Source organism: Rhizorhabdus histidinilytica (assembly GCF_900167915.1).
Lineage (GTDB): Bacteria > Pseudomonadota > Alphaproteobacteria > Sphingomonadales > Sphingomonadaceae > Rhizorhabdus > Rhizorhabdus histidinilytica.
The window spans coordinates 187,581-212,437 of record NZ_FUYM01000004.1; the positions used below are offsets into that span (position 1 = coordinate 187,581).

Consider the following 24,857-nt stretch of genomic DNA (forward strand, 5'->3'; position numbering starts at 1 on the left):
CATGACCATGATTTCCGCATCCGCGGCGGCGTCCGCCGCCGCGCCGCTTCCGCTCGGCTCCAATCCCGAACCCGCCACCGCCATCTTCGCGGCCGCCGGCCTGCTGCTGCCCCGCCTCGAACGCGGCGAACGCGTCGACGCGGCCGTCCTGCGCGCGGCGATGGAAACCGCCTTCGGCGCCTCGGACGCCAGCGGCGCCTGGGACTGGAAGACGGCCTATGACGCCTGCGAAGCGGCGACTGTGCTGTTCCTCCGCAAATACGGGCGTGCGCTTTTCCGCAAAGCCGGGTCTCCGGCGGCCCGCCTTTCCGCGCTGTCGAAAATCGTCAACCTTCTGCCGACGCACACGCGGCGTTCGGCGCAGAGCCAGACCTTCCAGCAATTCTCGACGCCGATCCCGCTCGGCCTGGTCGCCGTCCAAGCCGCAGCCATCACCCCGGCCGACCGGGTGCTGGAGCCGTCGTCAGGCACCGGCCTGCTGGCCATCCTCGCCGAGATCGCCGGCGGCGCACTCGTCCTCAACGAGCTGGCCGACACCCGCGCCAGCCTGCTGTCGCTTCTCTTCCCGGCCATTTCCGTCACCCGATTCGATGCGGCGCAGATCGACGATCATCTCGATCCCGCCGTCGCGCCCAGCATTGTGCTGATGAATCCGCCCTTCTCGGCCATGGCCAATGTCGAGGGCCGCATGGCGGACGCGGCCTACCGCCATGTCGCCTCGGCCTTGGCGCGCCTGGCCCCGGGCGGCCGACTCGTGGCGATCACCGGCGCCAGCTTCGCGCCCGAAAATCCGGCCTGGCGGGACGCCTTCATCCGGTTGCAGGAGCGCGCGCGAGTCGTCTTCTCCGCCGCCATCGACGGCTCGGCTTATGCCAAACACGGCACCACCATCGAGACCCGCCTGACCGTCATCGACAAGCGGCCCGCCGACGATCCGGTCGCGTTCCCGGCGGCGCCTGGCGTCGCGCCGGACGTCGCCACCCTGCTGGGCTGGCTCGACGCGCGCCTGCCGGAACGGTCCGCCGTCGATCCCTCCGTCAGGGTTCCGGCTGTCGCACCTTCCACCCCGCGCAGCGTGCGCGGCTATATCAATCGCGCCGCCAGGGCCGTGCCGGCGACCGCGCCGATGGCCGAGCCGGAGGGCCTCCCGCTCGCCTATGAGACACAGGACTGGCTCGCCGGCGAAGGCGGCCGCCTGTCCGACGCCATCTATGAGGAATACGGATTGCAGGCGATCCGCATCGCCGGCGCCCAGGCCCATCCGACCCGGCTGGTGCAGTCGGCCGCGATGGCTTCGGTCGCTCCGCCCAAGCCGAGCTACCGTCCCACGCTCCCGGCCAACATCCATGAGCTGCTGTCGGACGCCCAGCTCGAGACCGTCATCTACGCGGGCGAAGCACACGCCGACCATCTCGCCGGATCGTGGATGGTGGACGCTACCTTCGATGTCGTCACCGCCGCGCGCGAGGATGCGACGAACGCCGTGCGCTTCCGGCGCGGCTTCATGATCGGCGACGGAACCGGTGTCGGCAAAGGTCGTCAGTCCGCAGCGATCATTCTCGACAACTGGCTCCAGGGCCGCCGCAAGGCGGTGTGGATCAGCAAGTCCGACAAGCTGATCGAGGACGCGCAGCGCGACTGGTCGGCCATCGGCATGGAACGCCTGCTAGTCACGCCGCTGTCGCGTTTCCCCCAGGGGCGGCCGATCACGCTGCCGGAAGGCGTCCTGTTTACGACCTATGCCACGCTACGCTCCGACGACCGTGGCGAGAAGGTTTCGCGCGTCCGGCAGATTGTCGAATGGTTGGGCTCCGATTTCGACGGAGTCCTCATTTTCGACGAGGCGCACGCGATGCAGAACGCTGGCGGCGGCAAGGGAGAACGCGGCGACGTCGCCGCCTCGCAGCAGGGCCGCGCGGGTCTGCGGCTCCAGCACGCGCTGCCGAACGCCCGCGTCGTCTATGTCTCCGCGACCGGCGCCACCACGGTCCACAACCTCGCCTACGCCCAGCGGCTCGGCCTGTGGGGCGGCGAGGATTTTCCGTTCAGCACCCGCGCCGAGTTCATCGAGGCGATCGAGGCGGGCGGCGTCGCGGCGATGGAGGTGCTGGCCCGCGACCTGCGCGCGCTCGGCCTCTACACCGCCCGCTCGCTCTCCTTCGATGGCGTGGAATACGAACTGGTCGAGCACGCGCTGACGCCTGAGCAGACCCGCATCTACGACGCCTATGCCGGTGCCTTCGCTATCATCCATAACCATCTGGATGCAGCGATGGAGGCGGCCAATATCACCGGCGCCACTGGCACGCTGAACCGGCAGGCCAAGTCCGCCGCCCGCTCGGCTTTCGAGAGCGCCAAGCAGCGCTTCTTCGGCCATTTGCTCACCAGCATGAAGACGCCGACCCTGATCCGGTCGATCGCTGCAGACCTGGAAGCCGGCCATGCCGCCGTCATCCAGATCGTCTCGACGGGCGAGGCGCTGATGGAACGTCGTCTGGCCGACCTGCCGACCGAAGAATGGAACGACGTCCGCGTCGACATCACGCCGAGGGAATACGTTCTCGACTACCTTGCCCATTCCTTCCCGGTGCAGCTCTACGAGCCGTTCACCGACAGCGGGGGCAATCTGTCGTCGCGGCCGGTCTATCACGACGGCCAGCCCGTCGAAAGCCGCGAGGCCGTCGCGCGCCGCGACGAGCTTATCGCGCAGCTCGCCTCCCTGCCGCCCGTGCCCGGCGCGCTCGACCAGATCGTCCAGCATTTCGGCGCCGAGCTGGTGGCGGAGGTCACGGGCCGATCGCGGCGCATCGTCCGCAAAACCACCTCTTCCGGCGGCGACCGCCTCGTCGTCGAGAACCGCGCCGCGGCCGCCAATCTCGCCGAAACCCAGGCGTTCATGGATGACAGCAAGCGCATCCTGATCTTCTCGGACGCTGGCGGCACCGGCCGCAGCTACCACGCGGAGCTTTCGGCGCGGAACACCCGGCTGCGCGTCCACTATCTGCTCGAACCCGGCTGGAAAGCCGACGCCGCCATCCAGGGCCTCGGCCGCACGCACCGGACCAATCAGGCGCAGCCGCCGCTGTTCCGGCCCATCGCCACGGACGTCCAGGCAGAGAAGCGCTTCCTCTCCACCATCGCCCGTCGGCTCGACACGCTGGGCGCGATCACCCGCGGCCAGCGCCAGACCGGCGGACAGGGCCTGTTTCGCCCCGAGGACAATCTGGAAAGCGCCTATGCCCGCGATGCGCTGCGCCAGCTTTACCTCCTGCTGGTGCGCGGCAAGGTCGAAGGCTGCTCGCTCGAGCGCTTCGAGTCCGCCACCGGCCTAAAGCTGATGGACGCGAACGGCATCAAGGACGAGTTGCCGCCGATCACCACCTTTCTCAATCGGCTCCTGGCCCTGACCATCGAGCTTCAGGGCATCCTGTTCACTGCGTTCGAGCAGCTCCTCACTGCCAAGATCGAGGGCGCCATCGCCGCCGGCATTTATGATGTCGGGCTCGAGACGCTGACGGCGGAGGGCTTCACCGTCACCGGCCGCCAGACCATCTATACGCATCCGGGCACGGGCGCCGAGACCCGGCTGCTCACCATCGCGCAGCGAACCCGCAACCGCCCGGTCACGCTGGACGACGCGCTCGCCCATCTCGGTGAACCCGGCGCCAGGCTGCTTGTCAACGAACGGTCAGGGCGCGCCGCCGTCCAGATCCCCGCCACCTCGATCATGCTCGACGACGGCGAGATCGAACGCCGCGTCCGGCTGATCCGGCCGATGGAATCGCACACCGTTCCTGTGAAGATGATGGGCGAGACGCATTGGACCGAGGCGGAGCGGAGCGGCTTCGCCACAGCCTGGAGCGCCGAGGTCGCGGACGTGCCGGCGTTCGCGGACAGCACGATCCATATCGTCGCCGGCCTGCTGCTGCCGATCTGGAAGCGGCTGCCGAACGAGTCCACCCGCGTCTATCGGCTCCAGACCGACGAGGGCGAGCGGATCATCGGCCGCAAGGTCTCGCCCGCCTGGGCGGCCAACGCCACCGCGACCGGCGCAGCCGCGCTCACGCCCGCCGACGCCTTCATGGCGCTGATGGACGGGCGCACCATCCTCGACCTCGCCGAGGGGCTTCAGCTTCGCCGCGTCCGCGTCATGGGCGCCGAACGCATCGAACTGTCGGGCTTCACCGACACGATGCGCGAGCGTCTCACCGCCTACGGCCTGTTCCACGAAATCATCTCCTGGAAGCTCAGGATGTTCGTGCCGACAGATGCCGCCGGTCCCGTGGTGCTGGAGCGCGTGCTGGGCCGCTACCCGGTCCAGCGCATCGGCGAACGCGAGGCGGCGTGATGACCCGTCTCGACGCGACCGAACTCGCGCAGCGTCTCGGCCGGGAGGCCGAGGCGGTGTGCCGCCGCTATCTCGACGCCGGCCATCGCCAGGGGAACTACTGGCAGGTCGGCAATGTCCGCAACACGCCGGGACGCTCGATGTTCGTGCGCCTCAAGGCGACGGCGAAAGGGCCGGCAGGCAAATGGACCGACGCCGCCACCGGCGAGCATGGCGATCTGCTCGACGTGATCCGGGAGAGCTGCGGCCTCATCGACTTCGCCGATGTCGTCGAGGAAGCCCGCAGCTTTCTCAGCCTGCCGCGTCCCGAACCCGCGCCAGCGACGAAGAAGCCGCCGGGCGCGCCGGCCCCGTCAGGCTCGACCGAGGCGGCAAAGCGATTGTTCGCCATGTCGCAGCCGATCGGCGGCACCCCCGTAGAGGCGTATCTGCGCCATCGCGGCATTACGGCTTTGCACGGAGCAGCCAGCCTCCGCTTCCATCCGCGCTGCTATTACCGGCCGGACGATCATGGCCCGACCGAGACCTGGCCCGCGATGATCGCCGCCGTCACCGATCTTGAGGGCAAGATCACCGGAGCGCATCGCACCTGGCTCGTCCCTGACGGCTCCGACAAGGCGCCCATCGAAACGCAGCGCAAGGCGATGGGCGACCTGCTCGGGGCTGCCGTCCGCTTCGAGATCGCCGGCGACGTGATGGCGGCGGGCGAAGGCATCGAAAGCGTCCTGTCGGCGCGTCAGGCGTTGCCATCCATGGCGATGGCGGCGGCGCTCTCCGCCGCCCACCTGGCCGCCATCCTGTTCCCCGAGACGCTGCGCCGGCTCTATATCGTCCGCGACAACGACCCGGCGGGTGACTGCGCGCGGGACAGCTTGGTCGGACGGGCAAATGCGGCCGGGATCGAGGCCATCGTGCTCTCGCCGGTGCTGGAGGACTTCAACGAAGACCTCCGGCGCCTCGGTCTCGATGCGCTCCGCGCCAGCCTGCGGGTGCAGCTCGCGCCGCAGGACGTCGCCCGCTTCATGGCTTGAGGCGGCATAGCCGCCAGCGACGGACGCCACGGCTGCCGTCATCATGCCCGCGGGCATGCGTCAACCATCGGAGAGGACCGCGCCTCGGCCTTCGAGAGGGCGATCGGCCCACAATCGGACCGGGCCGGCAATGGCGGCGGCCGACTATTTTCCGGCGCGCCCCTGCGGGGCGCTTTCCATCGCGAGACAAAATAGCCGGCCTTGGCCATCAAGGCCCTCGCTTCGCTCCGGCTGCCGGCCCGGCCCGACCGTGGGCTTCGTCGCCATGAAGGCCGCGACGGTCGCGGTCCAACCGACGGAGCATCCCATGAGCGAGCATGACGACTACGAACCCGAACACGCCGCATCACCGACCGACCAGATCACGCAGGAGCTTCAGCTCTACGGCTACCGCCCGTCCGAAGACGAAGCCGATCCCCGACCCGTGCCGGAAGACCGCATCATCGAAGGCGCCGTCGCCGACATCTTCGACGCCCTGATCTCCACCGTGGCCGATACGAGCCTCGATCCCGACCTCGACGATCTCCTCTGGTCCACCGTCAACATGTTTCATCGCGCCGTCGAGCGGACCGACCGCAAGCTCGACGACAACGAGCAGGCGCAAAAGCGGCTCCAGCGCGAACAGGATGGCTCGGAGGTCAAATCCGTCCAGCTCGAACGCCTGATCGACCTCGGGCAATCGCTGATCGAACGGCGCGACAGCCTCGAAGTGTTTCGCGACAGCGCCGCCGACGCCTATCTTCGCGCCACCGGCTCACCCTGGTCCCAGCGCACGGGATCGCGCGTCAACCACCGCCGCCTCACCGCCGCGATGATCGACAGCCGCGACTTCATCGCCGCCAAGCGCCGCAGCGAAGCCGAAGTGCTCGTGCCCGCAGGTCCGAAGATCGCCTTCTCCGGCGGCGACACCGCCGATCACAGGCTGATCTGGGCCAAGCTCGATCAGGTCCACGCCAAGCACCCCGACATGGTGCTGATGCACGGCGGTTCCCCGAAAGGCGCCGAGAAGATCGCCGCGCGTTGGGCCGAAACCCGCAAGGTGCCGCAAGTCGCCTTCAGGCCCGACTGGACGAAACACGCCAAGGCCGCACCGTTCAAGCGCAACGACGCCATGCTGGCGATCATGCCGATCGGCGTCCTCGTCTTCCCCGGCACAGGCATCCAGGACAATCTCGCCGACAAGGCCAGGAAGCTCGGCATCCCGGTCTATCGGTTCGGGACGGGCGGCGCGTGAGCGCCGTCCGCATTTCATGGACGTCCCAACATGGCCGCGAGACAGATTGGCATGAGCGTCGTTGGCCGACGACCGCTCCCGTCGCGGAGCGCCACCCCCGCTTCTCCGCGCTGATCCTCGGTCAGACTGATCGCCTGACGCCATCAACCCGTGAAGGGTCGGCTACGCCTTGCGTGCCGCCGCTCCGGCTACGCCTGCGCGGTGATTGCAGCTCTCAGTCCGACACGTCGGGCGCCTGTCAGCGGGGGTGGTCCTCCGCTCGAAACAGGAGCCGGATCGATGTCCTTCAGCGACGCCCACGCCTTCGCCTTCAGCCTCGCCACCAGCCTGATGGCCGTCATCGTCATCTTCCGCGCCGGCGACGGCACGCTCTCGGTCATGCCCGCCAGTGAATATGACGGCGACCTCTCGCAGATCGTCCGCGAAATCGATCCCTTCGCTCCATGACGGGGCGAAGATCATCGCCCGCGGGCCTGAAACCTCATCGGTTTCGGCTCCCGCCAGCGTCGCTGTTTTGCTATGATCTCCAACGCGCCGTGGTGGTGGTGGAAGGCGTGACCGTCAGAATCGTTCTTTCGGAGACACCGCCATGATCTTTCTGGGCATCATCCTTTCCATCGCGGCCATCGGCTTCTTCTGCTGGCTGCTGTTCACGCTCGCCGTCTTCGCCCTGCCCTTCTTCGCGGGCCTCACCGCCGGCGGCTGGGCCTATCACACCGGCTCAGGCTGGATGGGTGCGATCCTGGTCGGCCTGGTCGCTGCCGGGCTGACTCTCGGCCTTGGCCAGCTCTTGCTGGGGATCGTCCGCCCGCTCTGGGCTCGGCTGCTGATCGCGCTCGCCTTCGTCGCGCCGGCCGCCCTCGCCGGCTACCACGCCACGCACGGCGTCGTGAAACACACCATGCCATCGGAAACCTGGCAGTTGGTGTTCTCGGTCATCGGTGCGGTCGCGGTCGGCGTCACCGCATTCGCGCGCGTCACGGGCATGGCGGCCGACGGCCGGGTCGGACGGAGCCCCGCTGGAGCCTGACAGCCCGGCGGCCAACACGAGCGGGACAATAAGGACGACACCACACGTCCACGTCGGCGTCATTGGGGTGGCCTTGCGGGCGATGGATCCCGGATCACGCGGGAGGACCGCAGCGCGAGCTTCCCATCGCGAGCGCCCGGACCTAGGCGCCGGTCACGGTGCAGCCGACCACCACGGAGCGGCGGAGGTTCCCGCTTGCGGCAAGCCTGGACAACGCAAGTCCCGCCGGTAGGCGGGGCCGATGCGCCCGTGGACATCGGCAGGTCTTCGCGCCGGCCCCGACAGGCCGCCATCCTCTCCGGTTCTTCCCGTCCTCAGACCGCTCCGGACGGCCTCTTCAATGGCTTGATCTGGCCGAAGGTGGGCTGCGCCTCGATCGCCTATGGCGCAACAGCGGCGTCACAACTTTCTTCCCCTGACGGCTGCGCCGTCATTCCTCGCGAGACAAGAAAGTTCCTCCTTTGCTGTCAGGCCCCTTTGGGGTGCGCCGTCGATCGCCTCCGGCCTGTCGATCGCCATCGAGGCCGCAATGGTGCGGGCTCGATAGTGGAAACGGAGATTTGACAATGGCGACCATCGGCACCTTCAAGAAGTCCGGCAACGAGTTCACCGGCGAAATCGTCACCCTCAGCGTCCAGGCCAAGGGCGTGCGCATCGTCCCCGACCAGCGCGCCAACGGCGAAAACGCCCCCAGCCACCGGGTTCTGGTCGGCCGCGTCGAGATCGGCGCCGCCTGGTCCAAGCGCTCCAACGAGGGCCGCGACTATCTGGGCCTCAAGCTCGACGATCCGAGCTTCAACGCTCCCATCTACGCCAACCTCTTCGACGACGAGGACGGCGACGGCTACTCGCTGATCTGGTCCCGCCCGAACCGCCGGGCGGACTGAGCCACCCGCAAGGCCCCGGCCGACAGGCCGGGGCCTTTGCCCTGCCCACACGCGAATCGGTGACACTGCCGAAGACCGGAACGGACGGGCGACCCGTCTCTGACGGCCCCCGCAACGCCAAGAACGACTAAAATAGTCGTAGTTCTGGCGTGCGATGATTGGGCGATGGGAGGTGATCATGCATGATCACCGCCCGACAATCACGGGCCGCACGCGCGCTGCTGGGATGGACACAAGAGACGCTCGCTGATGAGGCCCGGACATCGCTGACCGCACTCAAACGCCTCGAATCCGAAAGCGGCCTCGAGGTGTATGAGTCGACGCGCGATCTCGTTCGCAGGGCGCTGGAAGCCGCGGGGATCGTCTTGCTCTCGACTGACAAGGGCGAAGGCGTATTGTTGCTTCACGACCGCAAAGACTTGCCGCCGAAACGCTAGACACGTTCGCCGCCTCGGGCGCAGCCACAGAATTTCCCGCGATGCTGTTAACGAACCTTCGCCGAGCGATTATAGTCGCCCTATGGGACAGCCAACGCCGTCATTTCTCGACGAGCCGCCGATCAGCCAATCGCTCACAGCCTACGACCGTGAGCATATGGCTCTCTATATGCGTCTGATCGACTCGGCTCGCGACGGCGCCGCCTGGCAGGAGGCCGTCCAGACCATCTTCGGCCTCGATCCCGCGCACGACCCAGAGCGTTGCCGCCATGTTCACGACTCCCACCTGGCGCGGGCACGCTGGATGACGGAGCGGGGCTACCGCGAGCTTGCCCGCCCTCGGCAATGACCGTCACGATGCCGGTTCGGCATCGCGCTTTGCCCACAGCCCAGCTTCCAGCGCCGGGCCCTGTCGGGAATCCTTTCTTCCCCCACAAGCACATGAGCGAAGGGAGGATTCCGCATGACACCCGATGCAGCAGGCTGGCGCTCTTCCGCCGCCTATGAGCACATCGCCGAAATGAGCCCGTCCGATCTCGCTTGGGAGTGGCTCCGGCGCAACGACGCCTATGTCGAAGACTACCGCGAGCTGCGCGAGGGAATGGCCGACACCCAGACGCTGACCGACAAGATCCGGCGGCGTTGGGGGTTGCGATTTCCCCGTGGACCCGCAGGTTCCTCCATCTGAAGCCCGCATCGTCTGGCAGCCCGCGGACGATACGAGCGCCGTCTTTCTGGGGCCGGCCCCTGCGTCTCTCGTCGCGGACACCGATCCGCAACCGACCTTCGATGCCGCCTGCCGCATCGGAGGCGATGATGAAGACGTTCTTCTCTACGATCTCGGCGACGGCCAGCGTATCCAGCTCGTCATCGAGACCGCCACGCCGGTCGACAGGCCCCTTGCCGCCGTCATTCCCCTAGGTCGGGACGGATTCGATCGCGTCCAATCCCTGCGCCGTCTGCTGGCGACCCTTCACGGCCGAGCGATCCCGCCGGACACGCGGCTGACGGCGCAACAGCGCCTGCGATTGCGCAAGATGTTGCAATGCTTCGACGGCTACCGCGATGGCGCGACGCAGCGGGAAATCGCGCAGGTCGTCTTCCATATCGCCGGGCTCGACCGCCAGGCGTGGCAGGACGCCTCCGCTCGCCACGCCATCAAAACCCTGCTGCGCGACGCGCGCGCCATGATTGCCGGCGGCTATCGCGCCTTGCTGCGACATCGGCGGCCGGACTGATCGCACCGACGCGCGAACCGGTGGGCGATTTCAGGCCCCCTAAATTCGCCCTGCATCACGCCGGCCCTGCTTCGCCATCGTGGCCTTCGCCCGCCGCTGATCTCCAGCGGCCTTCACGAAGCTCACGGAGGCCCCATCCATGCGACCCGACCTCGCCGTTCTCCCGCCGCGCTTCCTGCGCACCAAGGAAGCCGCCGAGTTCCTCAGCCTGTCCGCCCGCACCCTCGAAAAGCATCGGACCTACGGCACCGGCCCGGCCTACCGCAAGCTCGGCGGCCGTGTCGTCTATTCCGTCGACGATCTCGAAGCCTGGGCCGCGCGCGGCGCCGTCACCTCGACCTCCGATCCGCGCGGTTCGATCCTTCCCGCAAAGCGTCACACGCCGGCGCCGTTGGCCCAAGCCGGCCGACACCCACGCTGATCGCCGACGAACCCCGAATGGCGGCGCGGCGGCAATCCCGATCGGAGCGCGGACAGCTCGACCTGTTTCGGGCGCTCCCTGGCGAGTTCGCTGCCCGAGATGCGCAGGATCTCATGGCCTACCCCTTCTTCTCCCTCTCCAAATCCCATCGAACCGCGCCGATCGACTTCTGCGCTGGCGGCGTGTCGATCCGCGTCGAGGCCGTGCCCGATCATGGCATGGCGACCATCTGGGACGCCGACATCCTGATCTGGGCGGCGAGCCAGATCGTCGAGGCGCGCGACGCGGGCCTGCGCACTTCGCGCCTGCTGGCCGCCACCCCCTATGAAATCCTCAGATTCATCGGCCGCGGCACGTCTGTGCGCGACTATCAACGTCTCAAGGCTGCGCTCGACCGGCTGCAATCGACGACGATCTGCACCTCGATCCGTCAGCCTGCCGAGGGCCGTCGGCATCGCTTCTCCTGGATCAACGAGTGGAAGGAGCGCACCGACCGGAACGGCAAGTCCGACGGCATCGAGCTGATCCTGCCCGACTGGTTCTACCAGGCGGTCCTCGACGAGGCGCTCGTGCTGACGATCGACCGCGCCTATTTCGCCCTGACGGGCGGTCTCGACCGCTGGCTCTATCGCATCGTCCGCAAGCATGGCGGCCGTCAGCGCCATGGCTGGCGCTTCGACTTCCGCCATCTCCACCAGAAGTCCGGCGCGCTCTCCCCCTTCAAACGCTTCGCCTTCGAACTGCGCGACATCATCCGGCGCCAGCCGCTCCCCGGCTACACGCTATTCCTGGAGATCGAGGCTGGCGGGCGCACGCTGCTCGCTTTCGAGCCACGGCCAGCCTGTGGAAAGGCTGTGAACGGCGTCGTGCCATCGGGAACCCGCGGGCGCGTGCCATCAGGAACCGCCCCCTCGTGCCAACGGGAACCGGAACCGGCCTCAACCCACGGATCGAAAAGCGAAAACCGCGTCCCTAACCTAGAGTCTAACCAAAATTCTAACTTTGAAGAGCGCGCCCGCGAGGTGGAAAAGCTCGTCCGGCAAGCCGCGCAAGCTCTCAGCGTCACCGGCAAACGGCGCCCCGAAGCCGCCGACGCGCGTCCCCTCGCGCAACTGCCCTTCGCGCCCGTTCCCGGAGGGCGCCGATGATCGTCGCGCTCCTCAACCAGAAGGGCGGCGTCGGCAAGACGACGCTGGCGCTGAACCTCGCGGGCACCTGGGCGAACCGGGGTATGCGCGTCACCCTGATCGACGCGGACCCGCAAGGCTCGGCGCTGGACTGGTCGCAGCAACGCAGCCGTGAGGGCCTGGCCCGCGCGTTCGGCGTTGTCGGCCTCGCCCGCGATACGCTGCACCGGGAAGCTCCGGAACTGGCCCGCGACGCCGACATGATCGTGATCGACGGGCCGCCCCGCGCGGCCAGCCTGATGCGTTCGGCGCTGCTCGCCGCCGACCTGGTGCTGATCCCGGTGCAGCCCTCGCCCCTCGACGGCTGGGCCTCGGCCGAGATGCTGGCGCTCGTCGCCGAGGCGCGCATCTATCGGCCGGAACTGGTCGCGCGCTTCGTACTCAACCGGTGCGGCGCGCGCACCGTGCTCGCCCGCGAGACGGCCGAGACATTGGCCGATCACGATCCTCCCGTCCTCGCCGCCACGCTCGGCCAGCGCATCGCCTTCGCGGTCGCCGCGCAATCCGGCCGGCTCGTCTCCGAACTGGACGACGCTGCGCCCGCCGCGCGCGAGATCGCGGCGCTGGCGGATGCGATCGAGCGCTTGAGCATCGGGAGAGCGGCGTGATGAGCGCGCGTCCGTCCCGCAACGGCTTCGCCTCCCGGCCCGCCGATCCCGAACGCTGGATCAAGGCGACAGACCGGCCGCCGCACGACACCGACGCCGCCGGCTTCACCGCCCGGCTGACCATCGACGTGACGCCGGCGCTACGCGGCCGGATCAAGATCGCCGCGTTCGCTCGCGGCCTCACGGTCGCCGACATGCTGCGCGCGCTGCTCGCGCGCGAATTTCCCCCGCCCTCCGAAGGGGAGCCGTCATGACCGACGCCGCAGCTTCCCGCGCGGCAGGCGGCTCCATGCCGCGCGCGCATCCCGCCGACAACCTCACCCATGTCGAGCTCACGCATGTCGATAAGCGGATCGAGAACTGGATCAGGTTCGGCCGCGAAGCCCATGAACAGGTGCTCGACCGCCGCCACCGCATCTTCTCTTACCGGCCCGGCAGCCTCTTCGCCTTCGTGCGTTGGGCCGCCAACGACTTCGGCACGATCGTCTCGCGGATCGACATCGTGCGCGCCACCGCCCCAGGCGAAGCCTACCAGACTCTGCCCTTCGTGCGTCCCGGCGGCGAGATCCTGTTGAAGATCGAGGGCTGGCCCAAGGTCGAGCAGGTGCTCCGCCACATCGACGCCGTGGAAGCCCTCGGCATCGACGCCTGCGACGTGGCTCCCGATCACTGGCGCCATGTCGGCAACCGGATCGGCGCGGGCCATGAGCCGCGCACCTACACCCTGGAGCGCCACGCGGCATGGCTCAAGCGGCGGGAGATCGCGCTGTGACCCGCCTCGGCTATGTCATGACGACCTATGCGGTGACGATGGGCGTCGCCATCGCCGCCTTCGTTCCGATCGCGCCGCGGCTCGTCTGGAACGCCTCGGCCAGCGCGCCGATCGGCCTCTATGACCTCGCGCCGCCGCGCCCTGTGGCGATCGGCGATCTCGTCGCCGCCATGCCGGACAAGCCGCTCTCCGACTTCATCGTCAGGCGCGGCTATGTCGGCCGCAACGTGCCTCTGATGAAGCGCGTCATGGGGCTTCCCGGCCAGCAGGTCTGCCGCACGGGCGACATCGTGACCGTCGACGCCGTGCCGCTTGGACGGGCGCTCGACCGCGACCGACTCGGCCGACCGCTGCCGGTCTGGCAAGGCTGCCGGCGCATCGGCGACGGCCAGGTTTTCCTCATGAATCCCGATGTCCGCGACAGCCTGGACGGCCGCTATTTCGGCCCGCTTCCGGCGCGCACCATCATCGGCAAGGCAAGGCCGCTCTACACCGACGAGGATGGCGAGGGCCGCTTCGTCTGGCGCGCGACGACGCGCTGACCGCTTCCCGTCGTCGGGAGCGGTGCCCGCCGATGGCTTTCCAACACCACCGCCATGGAGACCATCATGTCGCAGATCGGCGTCTTCACTCGCGAGCACTCCGGCTTTGTCGGGCGCATCCACACCCTCACGCTCTTCCGCGAAGTCACCATCGTCCCCGCCGTGTCGTCGGATGCGGAGAACGCCCCGGACTATCGGCTCCATCAAGGCGATGACGATGGCCCGGAGATCGGCGCGGGCTGGAAGCGCACCGGCGAGCGCGCCGGCGAATACATCGCCGTCCTGATCGACGACCCCGCATTGCCGCGGCCGATCCGCGCCAATCTGTTCCGCGACGACGATGCGGGCAGCGCCTGGTCGCTGCACTGGAGCCGTCCGCAGAAGCGCGACGGGAAGGACTGACGCGATGCGGCGGACCTCACTCCTGCTTCTTGTCGGCCTGTCGTTCGGTTGCGTGTCGCCGGTCCCGGCCGTGGCGCAACCGTCGAGCATCGCCGCGTCTTCGGCGCGCGATCCATACGGCGAACGCATCGCAGAGGCGGCGCAGCGCTTCGCGCTTCCCGCGGCATGGATTCGCGCGGTGATGAAGGCCGAGAGCAATGGCGACCCCCGCGCCGTCTCGCCCAAGGGCGCGATGGGCCTGATGCAGATCATGCCGGCCACGTGGGCGGGTTTGCGTGATCGCCATCGGCTTGGCGTCGATCCTTACGATCTGCGCGACAACATCATCGCGGGCGCGGCCTATATCCGCGAGCTGTATGACCGCTATGGCTCGCCCGGGTGGATCGCGGCCTACAACGCCGGTCCAGGCCGCTACGAGGCGTGGCTGAAGGGCCGTCCTCTGCCCGCCGAAACGCGCGCCTATGTCGCCAACGTCGCCTCGTCACTCGGCGATAGCGACGCCCCCGCGCCGATCCTGATCGCCGCAACCGATCCGCTCGCCTGGACGCGCGCGCCGCTGTTCGTCGCACCGTCGGCGCCCACGACGGCGGTCGATTCTTCGTCGGTGGAACGCACCTCCGATGACGCGGACACGACGCCGGGCGTGCGCGATGTTTCCGCCATCGCGCCGCAATCCGGCGGCCTGTTCGTCGCGCGGGCGAACACCGGGCGGCAACCATGAGGCTCGCAATCGTATCCGCCCATCGGGAGGTTCCAGTGTGCAGGGGATGGGGCTGGCGACAGCCTCATCCGCCGGCAGGAGGGGCGAAACGGACAGGAAGGCGGGAGGGCAAGATTAAAGCGGACGGCACCCCATGGGGCCGAACCTGGGGCCAAGCCCTTGTCTGCACACTGTTTTGGGTGGCACCGTCGCCGGGCCGACATGGTGCCGCGAGATGTGGAAAGGTCAGCATTTCCCGCCTCTGTCGCGGCACTCTTGCCCAGGATCGGCGGCTTCGGGCGGATCGGCGGCCGTGAGCGACGACGACGATCGCTTTCGGCCAAGGCCCGGCCGCATCCGCTCCCAAGGTGCAAAGGCCGGCCAGGCCAAGAGCTTCCTCAGCAAGGTTCGTAAGCTCGCCCGACAGCAGCAGGCCGCGACCGGCCGCAGCCGCACCGCCAAAGGCGGCGGTCCCGGCCGGTCGGCGAATGGCCGGAGCGTCGTCGCGTCCGGCCGCGGCGTGCAGCGCGGGCGCGGCGCATCCTTCGTGCGCGCCCGCAACCTGTCGAATGGCTGGAGCCATCGCCAGCCCGGCAGCCGTCGCGTCATCGTCAAATCCCGCTCGGTTCGCGCCCCCGGCCGCAGCGGCAAGGCCGCCGCCCATCTGCGCTATATCCAGCGCGACGGCACCGCCCGCGACGGCGAGCGCGGCCAACTCTATTCGGCGACGGAGGATCGCGCCGATGGCGACGCCTTCCTCGATCGCGGCCAGGACGACCGTCACCAGTTCCGGTTCATCGTCTCGCCGGAAGACGCCGGAGATCTTGCCGACCTGACCGGCTACACCCGCGAGCTGATGGCCCAGGTGGAGATCGACCTTGGCACGAAGCTCGATTGGGTCGCCGTCAATCACCACAACACCGGCCATCCGCACGTCCATGTCATCGTCAACGGCCACGACGCCCTGGGCGAGGATCTCGTCATCAATGGCGACTATCTCGCGGGCGGCGTTCGCGAGCGGGCAAGCGAGCTGGCGACGCTCGAACTCGGCCTCGTCACGGAGATCGAGCAGCGCCGCAAGCTCATGGCCGACGTCGACCAGGACCGGCTGACCCGCATCGACCGGGCGATGATCGCCGAAGCCGAGGATCGCGTCCTGGACCTACGCCACGAGCCGGACGACCTGCGCGGCCAGGCCGACCGGACGCTGCGCTTGCGCCGCCTCGGCAAGCTCGGCGACATGGAGCTTGCCACCGAACATGCGCCCGGCGTCTGGGAGCTGAGCGACCGGCTCGAACCGACGTTGCGCGAATTGGGCGAGCGCGGCGACATCATCCGCACGATGCAGCGGGCGCTGCGCGCCGAGGGCGGCGAGCGCGATCCGATGACGTTCCAGATTCACGACGGCGCGCCGGCCGCGCCGATCGTCGGCCGCGTCATCGACAAGCATTTGTCCGACGAGCTGGGCGAGACCCTGACGCTGGTGGTCGATGGCGTCGACGGACGCACGCACCATGTTGCCGGCATCGACCCGGTCCGCGTCGAGGACGCCCGCGTCGGCAGCGTCATCGAGATCGGGCCGCCCGCCAGCACCGGCCGCCCCTCCGATCGCGCCATCGCCGGCATGGCCGAAGACGGCATCTATCGGCCGAGCCGCCATCTGGAGCAGGCCCGCTTCGATGGCCATGTGCCGAACGGCGACTATGAGGGCTTCGTGGACGCCCATGTCCGGCGGCTCGAGGCGTTGCGCCGCGCCGGGATCGCCGAGCGCATCGACGCCGACCAGTGGCGCATCCCCGCCGATTTCGAGGCGCGGGCCGCGGCTCATGACGCAGGACGGACCGGCCGCGCCAATATCCGCGTCCTCTCTGCCTTCGATCTCGAACGCCAGATCGGATCGGACGGCGCGACCTGGCTGGACCGGCGGCTTCTCCGCTCGGACACCTCCGACCTGTCATCGGCCGGCTTCGGCGCTGAGGTGCGCGAGGCGATGGACCGCCGCCGCGAGCACCATATCGACCGGGGCGACGCCGCCCGTCAGCCGGACGGTCGCATCGCCTACCGTCGCAACCTGATCGCCGCGCTGCGGGACCGTGAGGTCGCCCACGCCGGCGAAGAGCTGGCGGCGAAGAAGTCGCTGCCGTTCCGCATGGCCGCCAACGGCGAGACCGTAACCGGCGCCTTCACCGGAACCGCGCAGCTATCCAGCGGCAAGTTCGCCATCGTCGAAAAGTCCCACGAGTTCACCCTCGTCCCGTGGCGACCGGTCATCGACCGCCAGCTCGGCCGCGAAGTCATGGGCGTCGTGCAGGGCGGATCGGTGTCGTGGCAGTTGGGCCGGCAAAGAGGGCTGGGAATTTGACGCAAGCCGTCCGCATCGAATGGGCCTGAATGGCGGCCGTGCGGGCCGGAACGATGGTGATCGAGGCCAGGCGAAGAGCAACGGAACCGTCCGTTTTACCATCTATACCATCCGAAACCTCGACGCCTCGGTTTTTCTATTGCTTCTCGCCAAGGCGGATATTCTCTGATCGGCTCCATCTCTTTTGCCGATCGGAGCCTTTATGTCGGGAACCCGTGTCCTGTGGGGACAGGTCGCCATCGTCCTGTCCATCGTGCTGACCGCCATCTGGTGTGCGACGGAATGGACGGCGTGGCGTCTCGGCTTTCAGGCGCAGCTCGGACAGCCCTGGTTCGAGGTGGCGGGCTGGCCGGTCTATTACCCGCCGCTCTTCTTCTGGTGGTGGTATTGCTACGACGCCTATGCGCCACGGATTTTCATCGAAGGCGCCTATATCGCGGCGTCGGGCGGGTTCATCTCGATCGCCGTCGCCATCACCCTGTCGGTGCTTCGGGCGCGCAACGAGAAGAATGTCGTCACCTATGGCTCGGCGCGCTGGGCCGAGCCGGAGGAGATCCGCGCCGCTGGACTGCTCGGCGCGGACGGCGTGATCCTCGGCCGCTACGACCGTGACTATCTCCGCCACGACGGACCGGAGCATGTCTTGTGCTTCGCACCGACCCGATCGGGCAAAGGCGTCGGTCTCGTCGTGCCGACGCTGCTGACCTGGCCGGGCAGCGCGATCATCCACGACATCAAAGGCGAGAACTGGGGTCTGACCGCCGGTTTCCGGTCCCGGCATGGCCGCGTGCTGCTGTTCGATCCAACCGACCCGGCGTCATCGGCCTACAATCCCCTGCTGGAGGTCCGCCGCGGCGACAGGGAAGTCCGCGACGTGCAGAACATCGCCGACATCCTCGTCGATCCCGAAGGCGCGCTCGAGAAGCGCAACCATTGGGAAAAGACCAGCCATTCGCTGCTGGTCGGCGCGATCCTCCATGTCCTCTACGCGGAGCCCGACAAGACGCTCGCCGGCGTCGCCAACTTCCTCTCCGATCCGAGGCGCCCCATCGAGGCGACACTGCGCGCCATGATGAACACGCGGCATCTGGGCGAAGCCGGGGTGCATCCCGTGATCGCCTCGTCGGCCCGTGAGCTGCTGAACAAGAGCGACAACGAACGGTCGGGCGTGCTTTCGACCGCCATGTCCTTCCTCGGCCTCTACCGCGATCCCGTCGTGGCGAAGGTGACGGCGCGCAGCGACTGGCGCATCGCCGATCTCGTTGCCGGCGACAGACCCGTCAGCCTCTATCTCGTCGTGCCGCCGAGCGACATCAACCGCACCAAGCCTCTGATCCGGCTGCTGCTCAATCAGGTCGGGCGGCGGTTGACCGAGGACCTGAAGACGTCGGTCAATCGCCGCCGGCTGCTGTTGATGCTGGACGAGTTCCCCGCGCTCGGCCGGCTCGATTTCTTCGAGTCTGCCCTCGCCTTCATGGCGGGCTACGGCATCAAGTCCTTCCTGATCGCGCAGAGCCTCAACCAGATCGAAAAGGCTTATGGCGCGAACAACAGCGTGCTCGACAACTGCCATGTGCGCGTCGCCTTCGCCACCAATGACGAGCGCACCGCCAAGCGCGTCTCCGACGCGCTCGGCACCGCGACCGAGATGCGCGATTCCACCAACTATGCCGGGCACAGGCTTTCGCCCTGGCTGGGACATCTGATGGTGTCGCGGCAGGAAACGGCGCGGCCGCTGCTCACGCCTGGCGAGGTAATGCAGCTTCCGCCGGCTGACGAATTGCTGCTGGTCGCGGGCGTGCCGCCGGTGCGGGCGAAGAAGGCGCGCTACTACGAGGATGCGCGGTTCTGCGAACGCATCCTGCCGCCGCCGAAGCCGGCAGGGGCGAAAGGGTTGGCCAAGCCCCCGGCCAATGACTGGTCGGCGTTGGCGATCCCGGCCGCATCCGCGGGCGCGACGCCGGAGAGCGAAACCGGCATGACCGCCGATCCGGCCAATGGCGGCATCCGGCGCGAGCCGGAATTGCCCGAGCACGAGGAGATCGCACCGCCCGAGCAGCCGGCCCTCGGGGAGTTCGACCTGCTCGATGACGAACCAGACCTCGATGCCGCCAAGGCCCGCCGTCTTCGCCTCCAGGCCAGATCCGTCGCCCGGCAGGCGGCGATGGACCCGACCGATGGCGTCGAATTATGAGGGACTGACCATGCGGACCAAGACGCGCATGAACGTCTATTTCGAGCCGGAGCTTCTGAAAAAGGTCGAAGCGCTGGCGCTCCGGCGCCGCGTCTCCAAATCCGCGGTGATCGAAGCCGCCGTCGCCTCCTTCCTCTCGGCTGACGCATCGGAGCGGATGGAGGCGGTCTTCGCACACCGCATGGACCGGCTCGGCCGCCAGATCGACGGCATGGACGAGGATCTGGCCATTCTCGGCGAGACCCTATCGTTGTTCATCCGTTTTTGGCTGACCGTCACGCCGCCCTTGTCCGAAAGCGCGCAGGCGTTGGCGCGGGCCAAAGGCATGGAGCGGTTCGAGAGCTTCCTGCAAACGCTCGGCCGGAAACTGGCGACGGGAGATCGGTTCCTCAGAGACCTGTCGCGCGACATCGACTCGCGCCGTAGCGAGATCGCCGATCTGGAATAACGGCGCCCATGACGTTGGCGGCGAAATACTCGACACCGCCGTTCTCCTGTATTTGCGCGCTACGCTACTACACCCTCAAATCCTTGTTGAGTGAGCCTGATTTCTGGCTCTTTTAATCATCCCCGTCCGGGGACCGCCTGATCTCTTCCCCGGCTGGATCGGGGATCAGATGGCGATTTCTCAGAACAATTCAGAAGGGCTGGCGCGCGGCGCACGGATGCTGCGCACCGCGCTCGGCCCGGCCATCGCCCGCTTCATGGAAGACGCGGCCGTCGTCGAGGTGATGCTGAATCCCGACGGGCGCATCTGGATCGACCGGCTTGCCGAAGGGCTGGCCGACACGGGCGAGCGGCTGTCTCCCGCCGATGGCGAGCGCATCGTGCGCCTGGTCGCGCACCATGTCGGCGCCGAAGTCCACACCGGCAGCCCGCGTGTCTCCGCCGAGCTGCCCGAGACGGGGGAGCGGTTCGAGGGCCTGTTGCCGCCCGTGGTTGCGGCTCCGGCCTTCGCCATCCGAAAGCCCGCCGTCGCCGTGTTCGGCCTCGACGATTATGTGGCCGCCCGGATCATGTCCGCCTCGCAGGCCGAGGCGCTGCGCCAGGGTGTCGCCGCCCGCGCCAACATCCTCGTCGCCGGTGGCACCTCGACCGGCAAGACGACGCTCACCAATGCGCTGCTTGCCGAAGTGGCGAAGACCGCCGATCGCGTCGTCATCATCGAGGACACGCGCGAGCTGCAATGCGCCGCGCCCAACCTCGTCGCCATGCGGACGAAGGACGGCGTGGCCTCGCTCTCCGATCTCGTCCGCTCCTCCCTTCGCCTGCGCCCCGACCGCATCCCGGTCGGCGAGGTGCGCGGCGCCGAAGCGCTCGACCTCCTCAAAGCCTGGGGCACGGGCCATCCCGGCGGCGTCGGCACGATCCACGCCGGCAGCGCCATTGGCGCGCTGCGGCGTATGGAACAGCTCATCCAGGAAGCCGTCGTCACCGTCCCGCGCGCCCTGATCGCCGAGACGATCGACCTCGTGGCCGTGCTGTCCGGCCGCGGTTCCGCGCGCCGGCTCTCCGAACTCGTCCGCGTCGAGGGCCTCGGCCCGGACGGCGACTACCGCGTCGCGCCTGCCGTCAGCGCCCCGGTCTGCGGAAGCGGCGACCTCATCGCCGCTCTCAACCCTGCCCGCCTCGAAGGAGAAACCCTGTGATCCAACGCCTGCCCCAAATCCGTCCTCGCCTCGTGGCGGCGCTGTCCGTCGCGACCCTCTTCGTCATGATGGGGGCGCCCGCCCATGCCTCCGGCTCGTCGATGCCGTGGGAAGCGCCGCTGCAATCCATCCTGGAGTCGATCGAGGGCCCGGTCGCCAAGATCGTCGCCGTCATCATCATCATCATGACCGGCCTGACGCTGGCCTTCGGCGACACGTCCGGCGGCTTTCGCCGCCTGATCCAGATCGTGTTCGGCCTGTCGATCGCCTTCGCCGCGTCGAGCTTCTTCCTGTCGTTCTTTTCCTTCGGCGGCGGGGCGCTGGTCTGATGCTGGGGGCGGCCGAAGACGTGCCGGGTTTCACCTTGCCGGTCCACCGGGCGCTCTGCGAGCCGATCCTGCTCGGCGGCGCTCCGCGCGCCCTCGCCATCATGAACGGCACCCTGGCCGGCGCGCTCGGCCTGGGTCTGCGCCTCTGGCTGGCCGGCATCGTGATCTGGGCCATCGGCCATGCCGCGGCGGTCTGGGCGGCCAAGCGCGATCCGCTGTTCGTCGATGTCGGCCGCCGCCACCTGCGCATCCCCGCGCACCTCACGGTCTGAGCGGGAGAGCGCCGATGATGAACCTCGCCGAATATCGCAACAGGAACACCCGGCTCGCCGACTTCCTGCCCTGGGCGGCGCTGGTCGGAACGGGCGTCGTCCTCAACAAGGACGGCAGCTTCCAGCGCACCGCGCGCTTTCGCGGTCCCGATCTCGATTCCGCCGTCGCAGCCGAACTGGTCGCGGTCGCCGGCCGCCTCAACAACGCCTTCCGCCGCCTCGGCTCCGGCTGGGCGATATTCGTCGAAGCGCAGCGCCATCCCTCCAACCGCTATCCGGACAGCCATTTTCCCGACGTCGCGTCGGCGCTGGTCGATGCCGAACGCAAGGCCGACTTCGAGGAGGCCGGCGCGCATTTCGAGTCCAGCTATTTCCTGACCTTTGCCTGGCTGCCGCCGGCCGAAGACGCGGCGCGCGCCGAAAGCTGGCTCTACGAGGGCCGCGAACAGAAGGGCCTCGATCCGCACGAGGCGCTGGGCGGCTTCACCGACCGCACCGACCGGCTGCTGCGCCTGGTCGAAGCCTTCATGCCCGAATGCCGCTGGCTCGATGACGGCGAAACGCTGACCTATCTCCACGGATGCGTCTCCACGCACCGGCACCGTGTCCGCGTTCCCGAAACGCCGATCTATCTCGATGCGCTGCTGGCCGATCAGCCGCTGACCGGCGGCCTCGAGCCGCGCCTGGGGCAGGCGCATCTGCGCGTCCTCACCGTCACCGGATTTCCGACCGCGACGACGCCCGGCCTGCTCGACGAGCTGAACCGGCTAGCCTTCCCCTATCGATGGAGCACCCGCGCGATCCTGCTCGACAAGACCGACGCGACGAAACTGCTGACCAAGATCCGCCGCCAGTGGTTCGCCAAGCGCAAATCGGTCGCCGCGATCCTCAAGGAGGTGCTGACCAACGAGGCGTCTGTCCTGGTGGACACGGATGCGTCGAACAAGGCCGCGGACGCCGATCTCGCGCTCCAGGAGCTGGGGGCCGACTACGCCGGCATCGCCTATGTCACGGCGACGGTGACAGTGTGGGACACCGATCCGCGCGCCGCCGACGAGAAGTTGCGCCTCGTCGAGAAGATCATCCAGGGCCGCGACTTCACGGCGATGGCCGAAACTATCAACGCGGTGGACGCCTGGCTCGGGAGCTTGCCCGGACACGTTTACGCCAACGTCCGGCAGCCGCCGATCTCCACGCTCAATCTCGCCCACATGATCCCCCTCAGCGCCGTGTGGGCGGGGCCGGAACGGGACGAGCACTTCGCAGCGCCCCCGCTGCTCTTCGGCAAGACCGAAGGCTCGACCCCGTTCCGGTTTTCCCTGCATGTCGGAGACGTCGGTCACACCCTGATCGTCGGCCCGACCGGCGCCGGCAAATCGGTGCTGCTGGCGCTCATGGCCTTGCAATTCCGGCGCTATGCCGGCGCTCAGGTCTTCGCCTTCGATTTCGGCGGTTCGATCCGGGCGGCGGCGCTGGCCATGGGCGGCGACTGGCATGACTTGGGCGGCGATCTTTCCGACGGATCGGAAAGCTCCGTCAGCCTTCAGCCGCTGGCCCGCATCCACGATGTTCCCGAGCGTGCCTGGGCCGCCGACTGGCTCGTCCCCATCCTGACCCGCGAAGGCGTCGCCATCACCCCGGAGGTGAAGGAGCACATCTGGACAGCGCTGACCTCGCTGGCCTCGGCGCCGGTCGAGGAACGGACCATCACCGGCCTTTGCGTCCTCCTCCAGTCCAACGACCTCAAGCAGGCGCTGCGCGCCTATTGCATCGGCGGCCCCTACGGGCGGCTGCTCGACGCCGAACGCGAGCATCTCGGCACGGCGACCGTGCAGGCTTTCGAGACCGAGGGGCTGATCGGCACCGGCGCGGCGCCTGCGGTCCTCGCCTACCTCTTCCACCGCATCGAGGACCGCCTCGATGGATCGCCGACCCTTCTCATCATCGACGAGGGCTGGCTCGCGCTCGACGACGAAGGCTTCGCCGGCCAGATCCGCGAATGGCTGAAGACCCTGCGCAAGAAGAACGCCAGCGTCGTCTTCGCCACGCAGTCGCTCTCCGACATCGACGGATCGGCCATCGCGCCCGCCATCATCGAGAGCTGCCAGACCCGGCTCCTCCTGCCGAACGAGCGCGCCATCGAGCCGCAGATCACGGCGATCTACCGTCGCTTCGGCCTCAACGACCGCCAGATCGAGATCATCGCGCGGGCTATGCCCAAGCGCGACTACTACTGCCAAAGCCGACGCGGCAATCGCCTGTTCGAGCTGGGGCTGTCGGACGTCGCCCTCGCGCTCTGCGCCGCTTCCGCCAAGACCGACCAAGCCGCGATCACGCGGCTGTTCGCCGAACACGGCCCAGCCGGCTTCCTCGCCGCCTGGCTCCGCCATCGCGATCTCGGCTGGGCGGCCGACCTCATTCCAACGCTCACCCTGAAGGAGAAACTGCCATGACCTTGCCTCGCTCCCGCGCGGCGCGGCTCGCCGCCGCGCTGCTCCTCGCCCCTGTCGCGCTCACCCCCATTGTGGCGACGCCGGCGCAGGCCCAATGGACGGTGTTCGACCCCACGAACTATGCGCAGAACGTGCTGACGGCCGCCCGCAGCCTTCAGCAGATCACCAACCAGATCACCTCGCTTCAGAACGAAGCGCAGATGCTCATCAATCAGGCCCGCAACCTGGCGAGCCTGCCCTATTCGTCGCTGCAACAGCTTCAGCAGTCGGTGCAGCGCACGCAGCAACTGCTCAGCCAAGCTCAGAATATCGCCTATGACGTCCAGCAGATCGACCAGGCGTTCCAGACCAAATACGCCAATGTGTCGATGTCGGCGTCGGACGCGCGACTGATCGCCGACGCCAGGAGCCGCTGGCAGAACACGGTGGGCGGCCTGCAAGACGCCATGCGCGTGCAGGCCACCGTCGTCGGCAATATCGACACCAACCGGACGCAGATGTCGGCGCTGGTGGGCGCCAGCCAGTCGGCGACCGGCGCCTTGCAGGCGACACAGGCCGGCAATCAGCTCCTCGCCCTCCAGGCCCAGCAGCTAGCCGACCTCACCGCCCTCATCGCCGCCAACGGCCGGGCGCAGGCGCTGCAATCGGCCGAGCAGGCCGCCGCCGCCGAACAAGGCCGCGAACAGCGCCGCCGCTTCCTGACGCCGGGGGCCGGCTACCAGCCCGGCAACGCACAGATGTTCCACCCCGGCAACTGAGGA

The 24,857-nt window shown here is 68.2% G+C and carries 26 protein-coding genes; all 26 read left to right on the forward strand.

From position 1 onward, the window contains the following. The first annotated feature begins 1 nt into the window (after position 1). The 26 genes from B5X82_RS10415 (at position 2) to trbJ (ending at position 24,854) form a co-directional block, all read left to right on the forward strand. On the forward strand, positions 2-4,348 hold the full coding sequence (locus tag B5X82_RS10415; protein ID WP_079648096.1) for a strawberry notch-like NTP hydrolase domain-containing protein: 4,347 nt from the start codon (positions 2-4) through the stop codon (positions 4,346-4,348). Then, the gene (locus B5X82_RS10420) at positions 4,348-5,379 is read left to right on the forward strand and encodes a DUF7146 domain-containing protein (RefSeq protein ID WP_079648097.1); all 1,032 of its coding nucleotides are present in this window, start codon (positions 4,348-4,350) and stop codon (positions 5,377-5,379) included. Before B5X82_RS10415 ends, B5X82_RS10420 begins: the two co-directional genes overlap by 1 nt. A 307-nt stretch (positions 5,380-5,686) precedes the next feature. Then, on the forward strand, positions 5,687-6,613 hold the full coding sequence (locus B5X82_RS10425; RefSeq protein WP_079648383.1) for a DUF2493 domain-containing protein: 927 nt from the start codon (positions 5,687-5,689) through the stop codon (positions 6,611-6,613). A 279-nt stretch (positions 6,614-6,892) separates the two neighbouring features. Beyond that, the gene (locus tag B5X82_RS26775) at positions 6,893-7,060 is read left to right on the forward strand and encodes a hypothetical protein (protein WP_176152527.1); all 168 of its coding nucleotides are present in this window, start codon (positions 6,893-6,895) and stop codon (positions 7,058-7,060) included. Positions 7,061-7,202: 142 nt separating this feature from the next. Then, a complete protein-coding gene (locus B5X82_RS10430; RefSeq protein ID WP_079648098.1) occupies positions 7,203-7,643 on the forward strand; it encodes a hypothetical protein in 441 nt (146 codons plus the stop codon). A gap of 566 nt (positions 7,644-8,209) precedes the next feature. Beyond that, positions 8,210-8,530, forward strand: coding sequence for a DUF736 domain-containing protein (locus tag B5X82_RS10440; protein ID WP_079648099.1), 321 nt, complete (start codon positions 8,210-8,212; stop codon positions 8,528-8,530). A 182-nt stretch (positions 8,531-8,712) separates the two neighbouring features. Next, complete coding sequence (locus B5X82_RS10445) at positions 8,713-8,967, forward strand: uS8 family ribosomal protein (RefSeq protein WP_079648100.1); 255 nt, start codon at positions 8,713-8,715, stop codon at positions 8,965-8,967. Positions 8,968-9,136: 169 nt separating this feature from the next. After that, positions 9,137-9,316: a DUF2285 domain-containing protein gene (locus B5X82_RS10450; protein WP_446692988.1), complete on the forward strand. Its 180-nt coding sequence runs from the start codon at positions 9,137-9,139 to the stop codon at positions 9,314-9,316. Between the two features lie 114 nt (positions 9,317-9,430). Beyond that, a complete protein-coding gene (locus tag B5X82_RS10455; protein WP_079648102.1) occupies positions 9,431-9,655 on the forward strand; it encodes a transcriptional regulator domain-containing protein in 225 nt (74 codons plus the stop codon). Then, positions 9,630-10,205 (forward strand): DUF2285 domain-containing protein, encoded by a 576-nt coding sequence (locus tag B5X82_RS10460; RefSeq protein WP_217699576.1) that lies wholly within the window; start codon positions 9,630-9,632, stop codon positions 10,203-10,205. The genes B5X82_RS10455 and B5X82_RS10460 overlap by 26 nt, the downstream gene beginning before the upstream one ends. Before the next feature lie 139 nt (positions 10,206-10,344). Continuing rightward, positions 10,345-10,626, forward strand: a complete 282-nt coding sequence (locus B5X82_RS10465; protein WP_079648103.1) for a helix-turn-helix transcriptional regulator — start codon at positions 10,345-10,347, stop codon at positions 10,624-10,626. A 17-nt stretch (positions 10,627-10,643) separates the two neighbouring features. After that, positions 10,644-11,774, forward strand: coding sequence for a replication initiator protein A (locus B5X82_RS10470; RefSeq protein ID WP_079648104.1), 1,131 nt, complete (start codon positions 10,644-10,646; stop codon positions 11,772-11,774). Continuing rightward, positions 11,771-12,421 (forward strand): ParA family partition ATPase, encoded by a 651-nt coding sequence (parA, locus tag B5X82_RS10475; protein ID WP_079648105.1) that lies wholly within the window; start codon positions 11,771-11,773, stop codon positions 12,419-12,421. Before B5X82_RS10470 ends, parA begins: the two co-directional genes overlap by 4 nt. Then, entirely contained in the window at positions 12,421-12,675 is a 255-nt protein-coding gene (locus B5X82_RS10480) for a ribbon-helix-helix protein (protein WP_079648106.1), read from the forward strand. The genes parA and B5X82_RS10480 overlap by 1 nt, the downstream gene beginning before the upstream one ends. Next, positions 12,672-13,193 carry a DUF2840 domain-containing protein gene (locus B5X82_RS10485; RefSeq protein ID WP_079648107.1) on the forward strand — a complete coding sequence of 174 codons (522 nt, stop codon included), beginning with the start codon at positions 12,672-12,674 and terminating at the stop codon, positions 13,191-13,193. The genes B5X82_RS10480 and B5X82_RS10485 overlap by 4 nt, the downstream gene beginning before the upstream one ends. Beyond that, a complete protein-coding gene (locus B5X82_RS10490) occupies positions 13,190-13,735 on the forward strand; it encodes a S26 family signal peptidase (RefSeq protein WP_079648108.1) in 546 nt (181 codons plus the stop codon). The genes B5X82_RS10485 and B5X82_RS10490 overlap by 4 nt, the downstream gene beginning before the upstream one ends. Positions 13,736-13,801: 66 nt before the next feature. Next, positions 13,802-14,137 carry a DUF736 domain-containing protein gene (locus B5X82_RS10495; RefSeq protein ID WP_079648385.1) on the forward strand — a complete coding sequence of 112 codons (336 nt, stop codon included), beginning with the start codon at positions 13,802-13,804 and terminating at the stop codon, positions 14,135-14,137. Positions 14,138-14,141: 4 nt separating this feature from the next. Continuing rightward, positions 14,142-14,858 (forward strand): lytic transglycosylase domain-containing protein, encoded by a 717-nt coding sequence (locus B5X82_RS10500; protein WP_079648109.1) that lies wholly within the window; start codon positions 14,142-14,144, stop codon positions 14,856-14,858. Between the two features lie 1,108 nt (positions 14,859-15,966). Continuing rightward, a complete protein-coding gene (locus tag B5X82_RS27340; RefSeq protein WP_449314319.1) occupies positions 15,967-17,199 on the forward strand; it encodes a DUF3363 domain-containing protein in 1,233 nt (410 codons plus the stop codon). Between the two features lie 202 nt (positions 17,200-17,401). Continuing rightward, entirely contained in the window at positions 17,402-19,393 is a 1,992-nt protein-coding gene (locus B5X82_RS10510) for a conjugal transfer protein TraG (protein ID WP_079648111.1), read from the forward strand. 10 nt (positions 19,394-19,403) lie between these two features. After that, entirely contained in the window at positions 19,404-19,841 is a 438-nt protein-coding gene (locus tag B5X82_RS10515; protein WP_079648386.1) for a ribbon-helix-helix protein, CopG family, read from the forward strand. A 169-nt stretch (positions 19,842-20,010) separates the two neighbouring features. Further along, positions 20,011-21,042: a P-type conjugative transfer ATPase TrbB gene (gene trbB, locus B5X82_RS10520; protein WP_079648112.1), complete on the forward strand. Its 1,032-nt coding sequence runs from the start codon at positions 20,011-20,013 to the stop codon at positions 21,040-21,042. 17 nt (positions 21,043-21,059) lie between these two features. Continuing rightward, a complete protein-coding gene (locus tag B5X82_RS10525) occupies positions 21,060-21,371 on the forward strand; it encodes a TrbC/VirB2 family protein (protein ID WP_268878228.1) in 312 nt (103 codons plus the stop codon). Then, positions 21,371-21,643 (forward strand): VirB3 family type IV secretion system protein, encoded by a 273-nt coding sequence (locus B5X82_RS10530; RefSeq protein WP_079648114.1) that lies wholly within the window; start codon positions 21,371-21,373, stop codon positions 21,641-21,643. The genes B5X82_RS10525 and B5X82_RS10530 overlap by 1 nt, the downstream gene beginning before the upstream one ends. A gap of 14 nt (positions 21,644-21,657) precedes the next feature. Then, entirely contained in the window at positions 21,658-24,096 is a 2,439-nt protein-coding gene (gene trbE, locus B5X82_RS10535; RefSeq protein ID WP_079648115.1) for a conjugal transfer protein TrbE, read from the forward strand. Beyond that, positions 24,093-24,854, forward strand: a complete 762-nt coding sequence (gene trbJ / locus B5X82_RS10540) for a P-type conjugative transfer protein TrbJ (protein ID WP_079648116.1) — start codon at positions 24,093-24,095, stop codon at positions 24,852-24,854. The genes trbE and trbJ overlap by 4 nt, the downstream gene beginning before the upstream one ends. Positions 24,855-24,857: the final 3 nt, after the last annotated feature.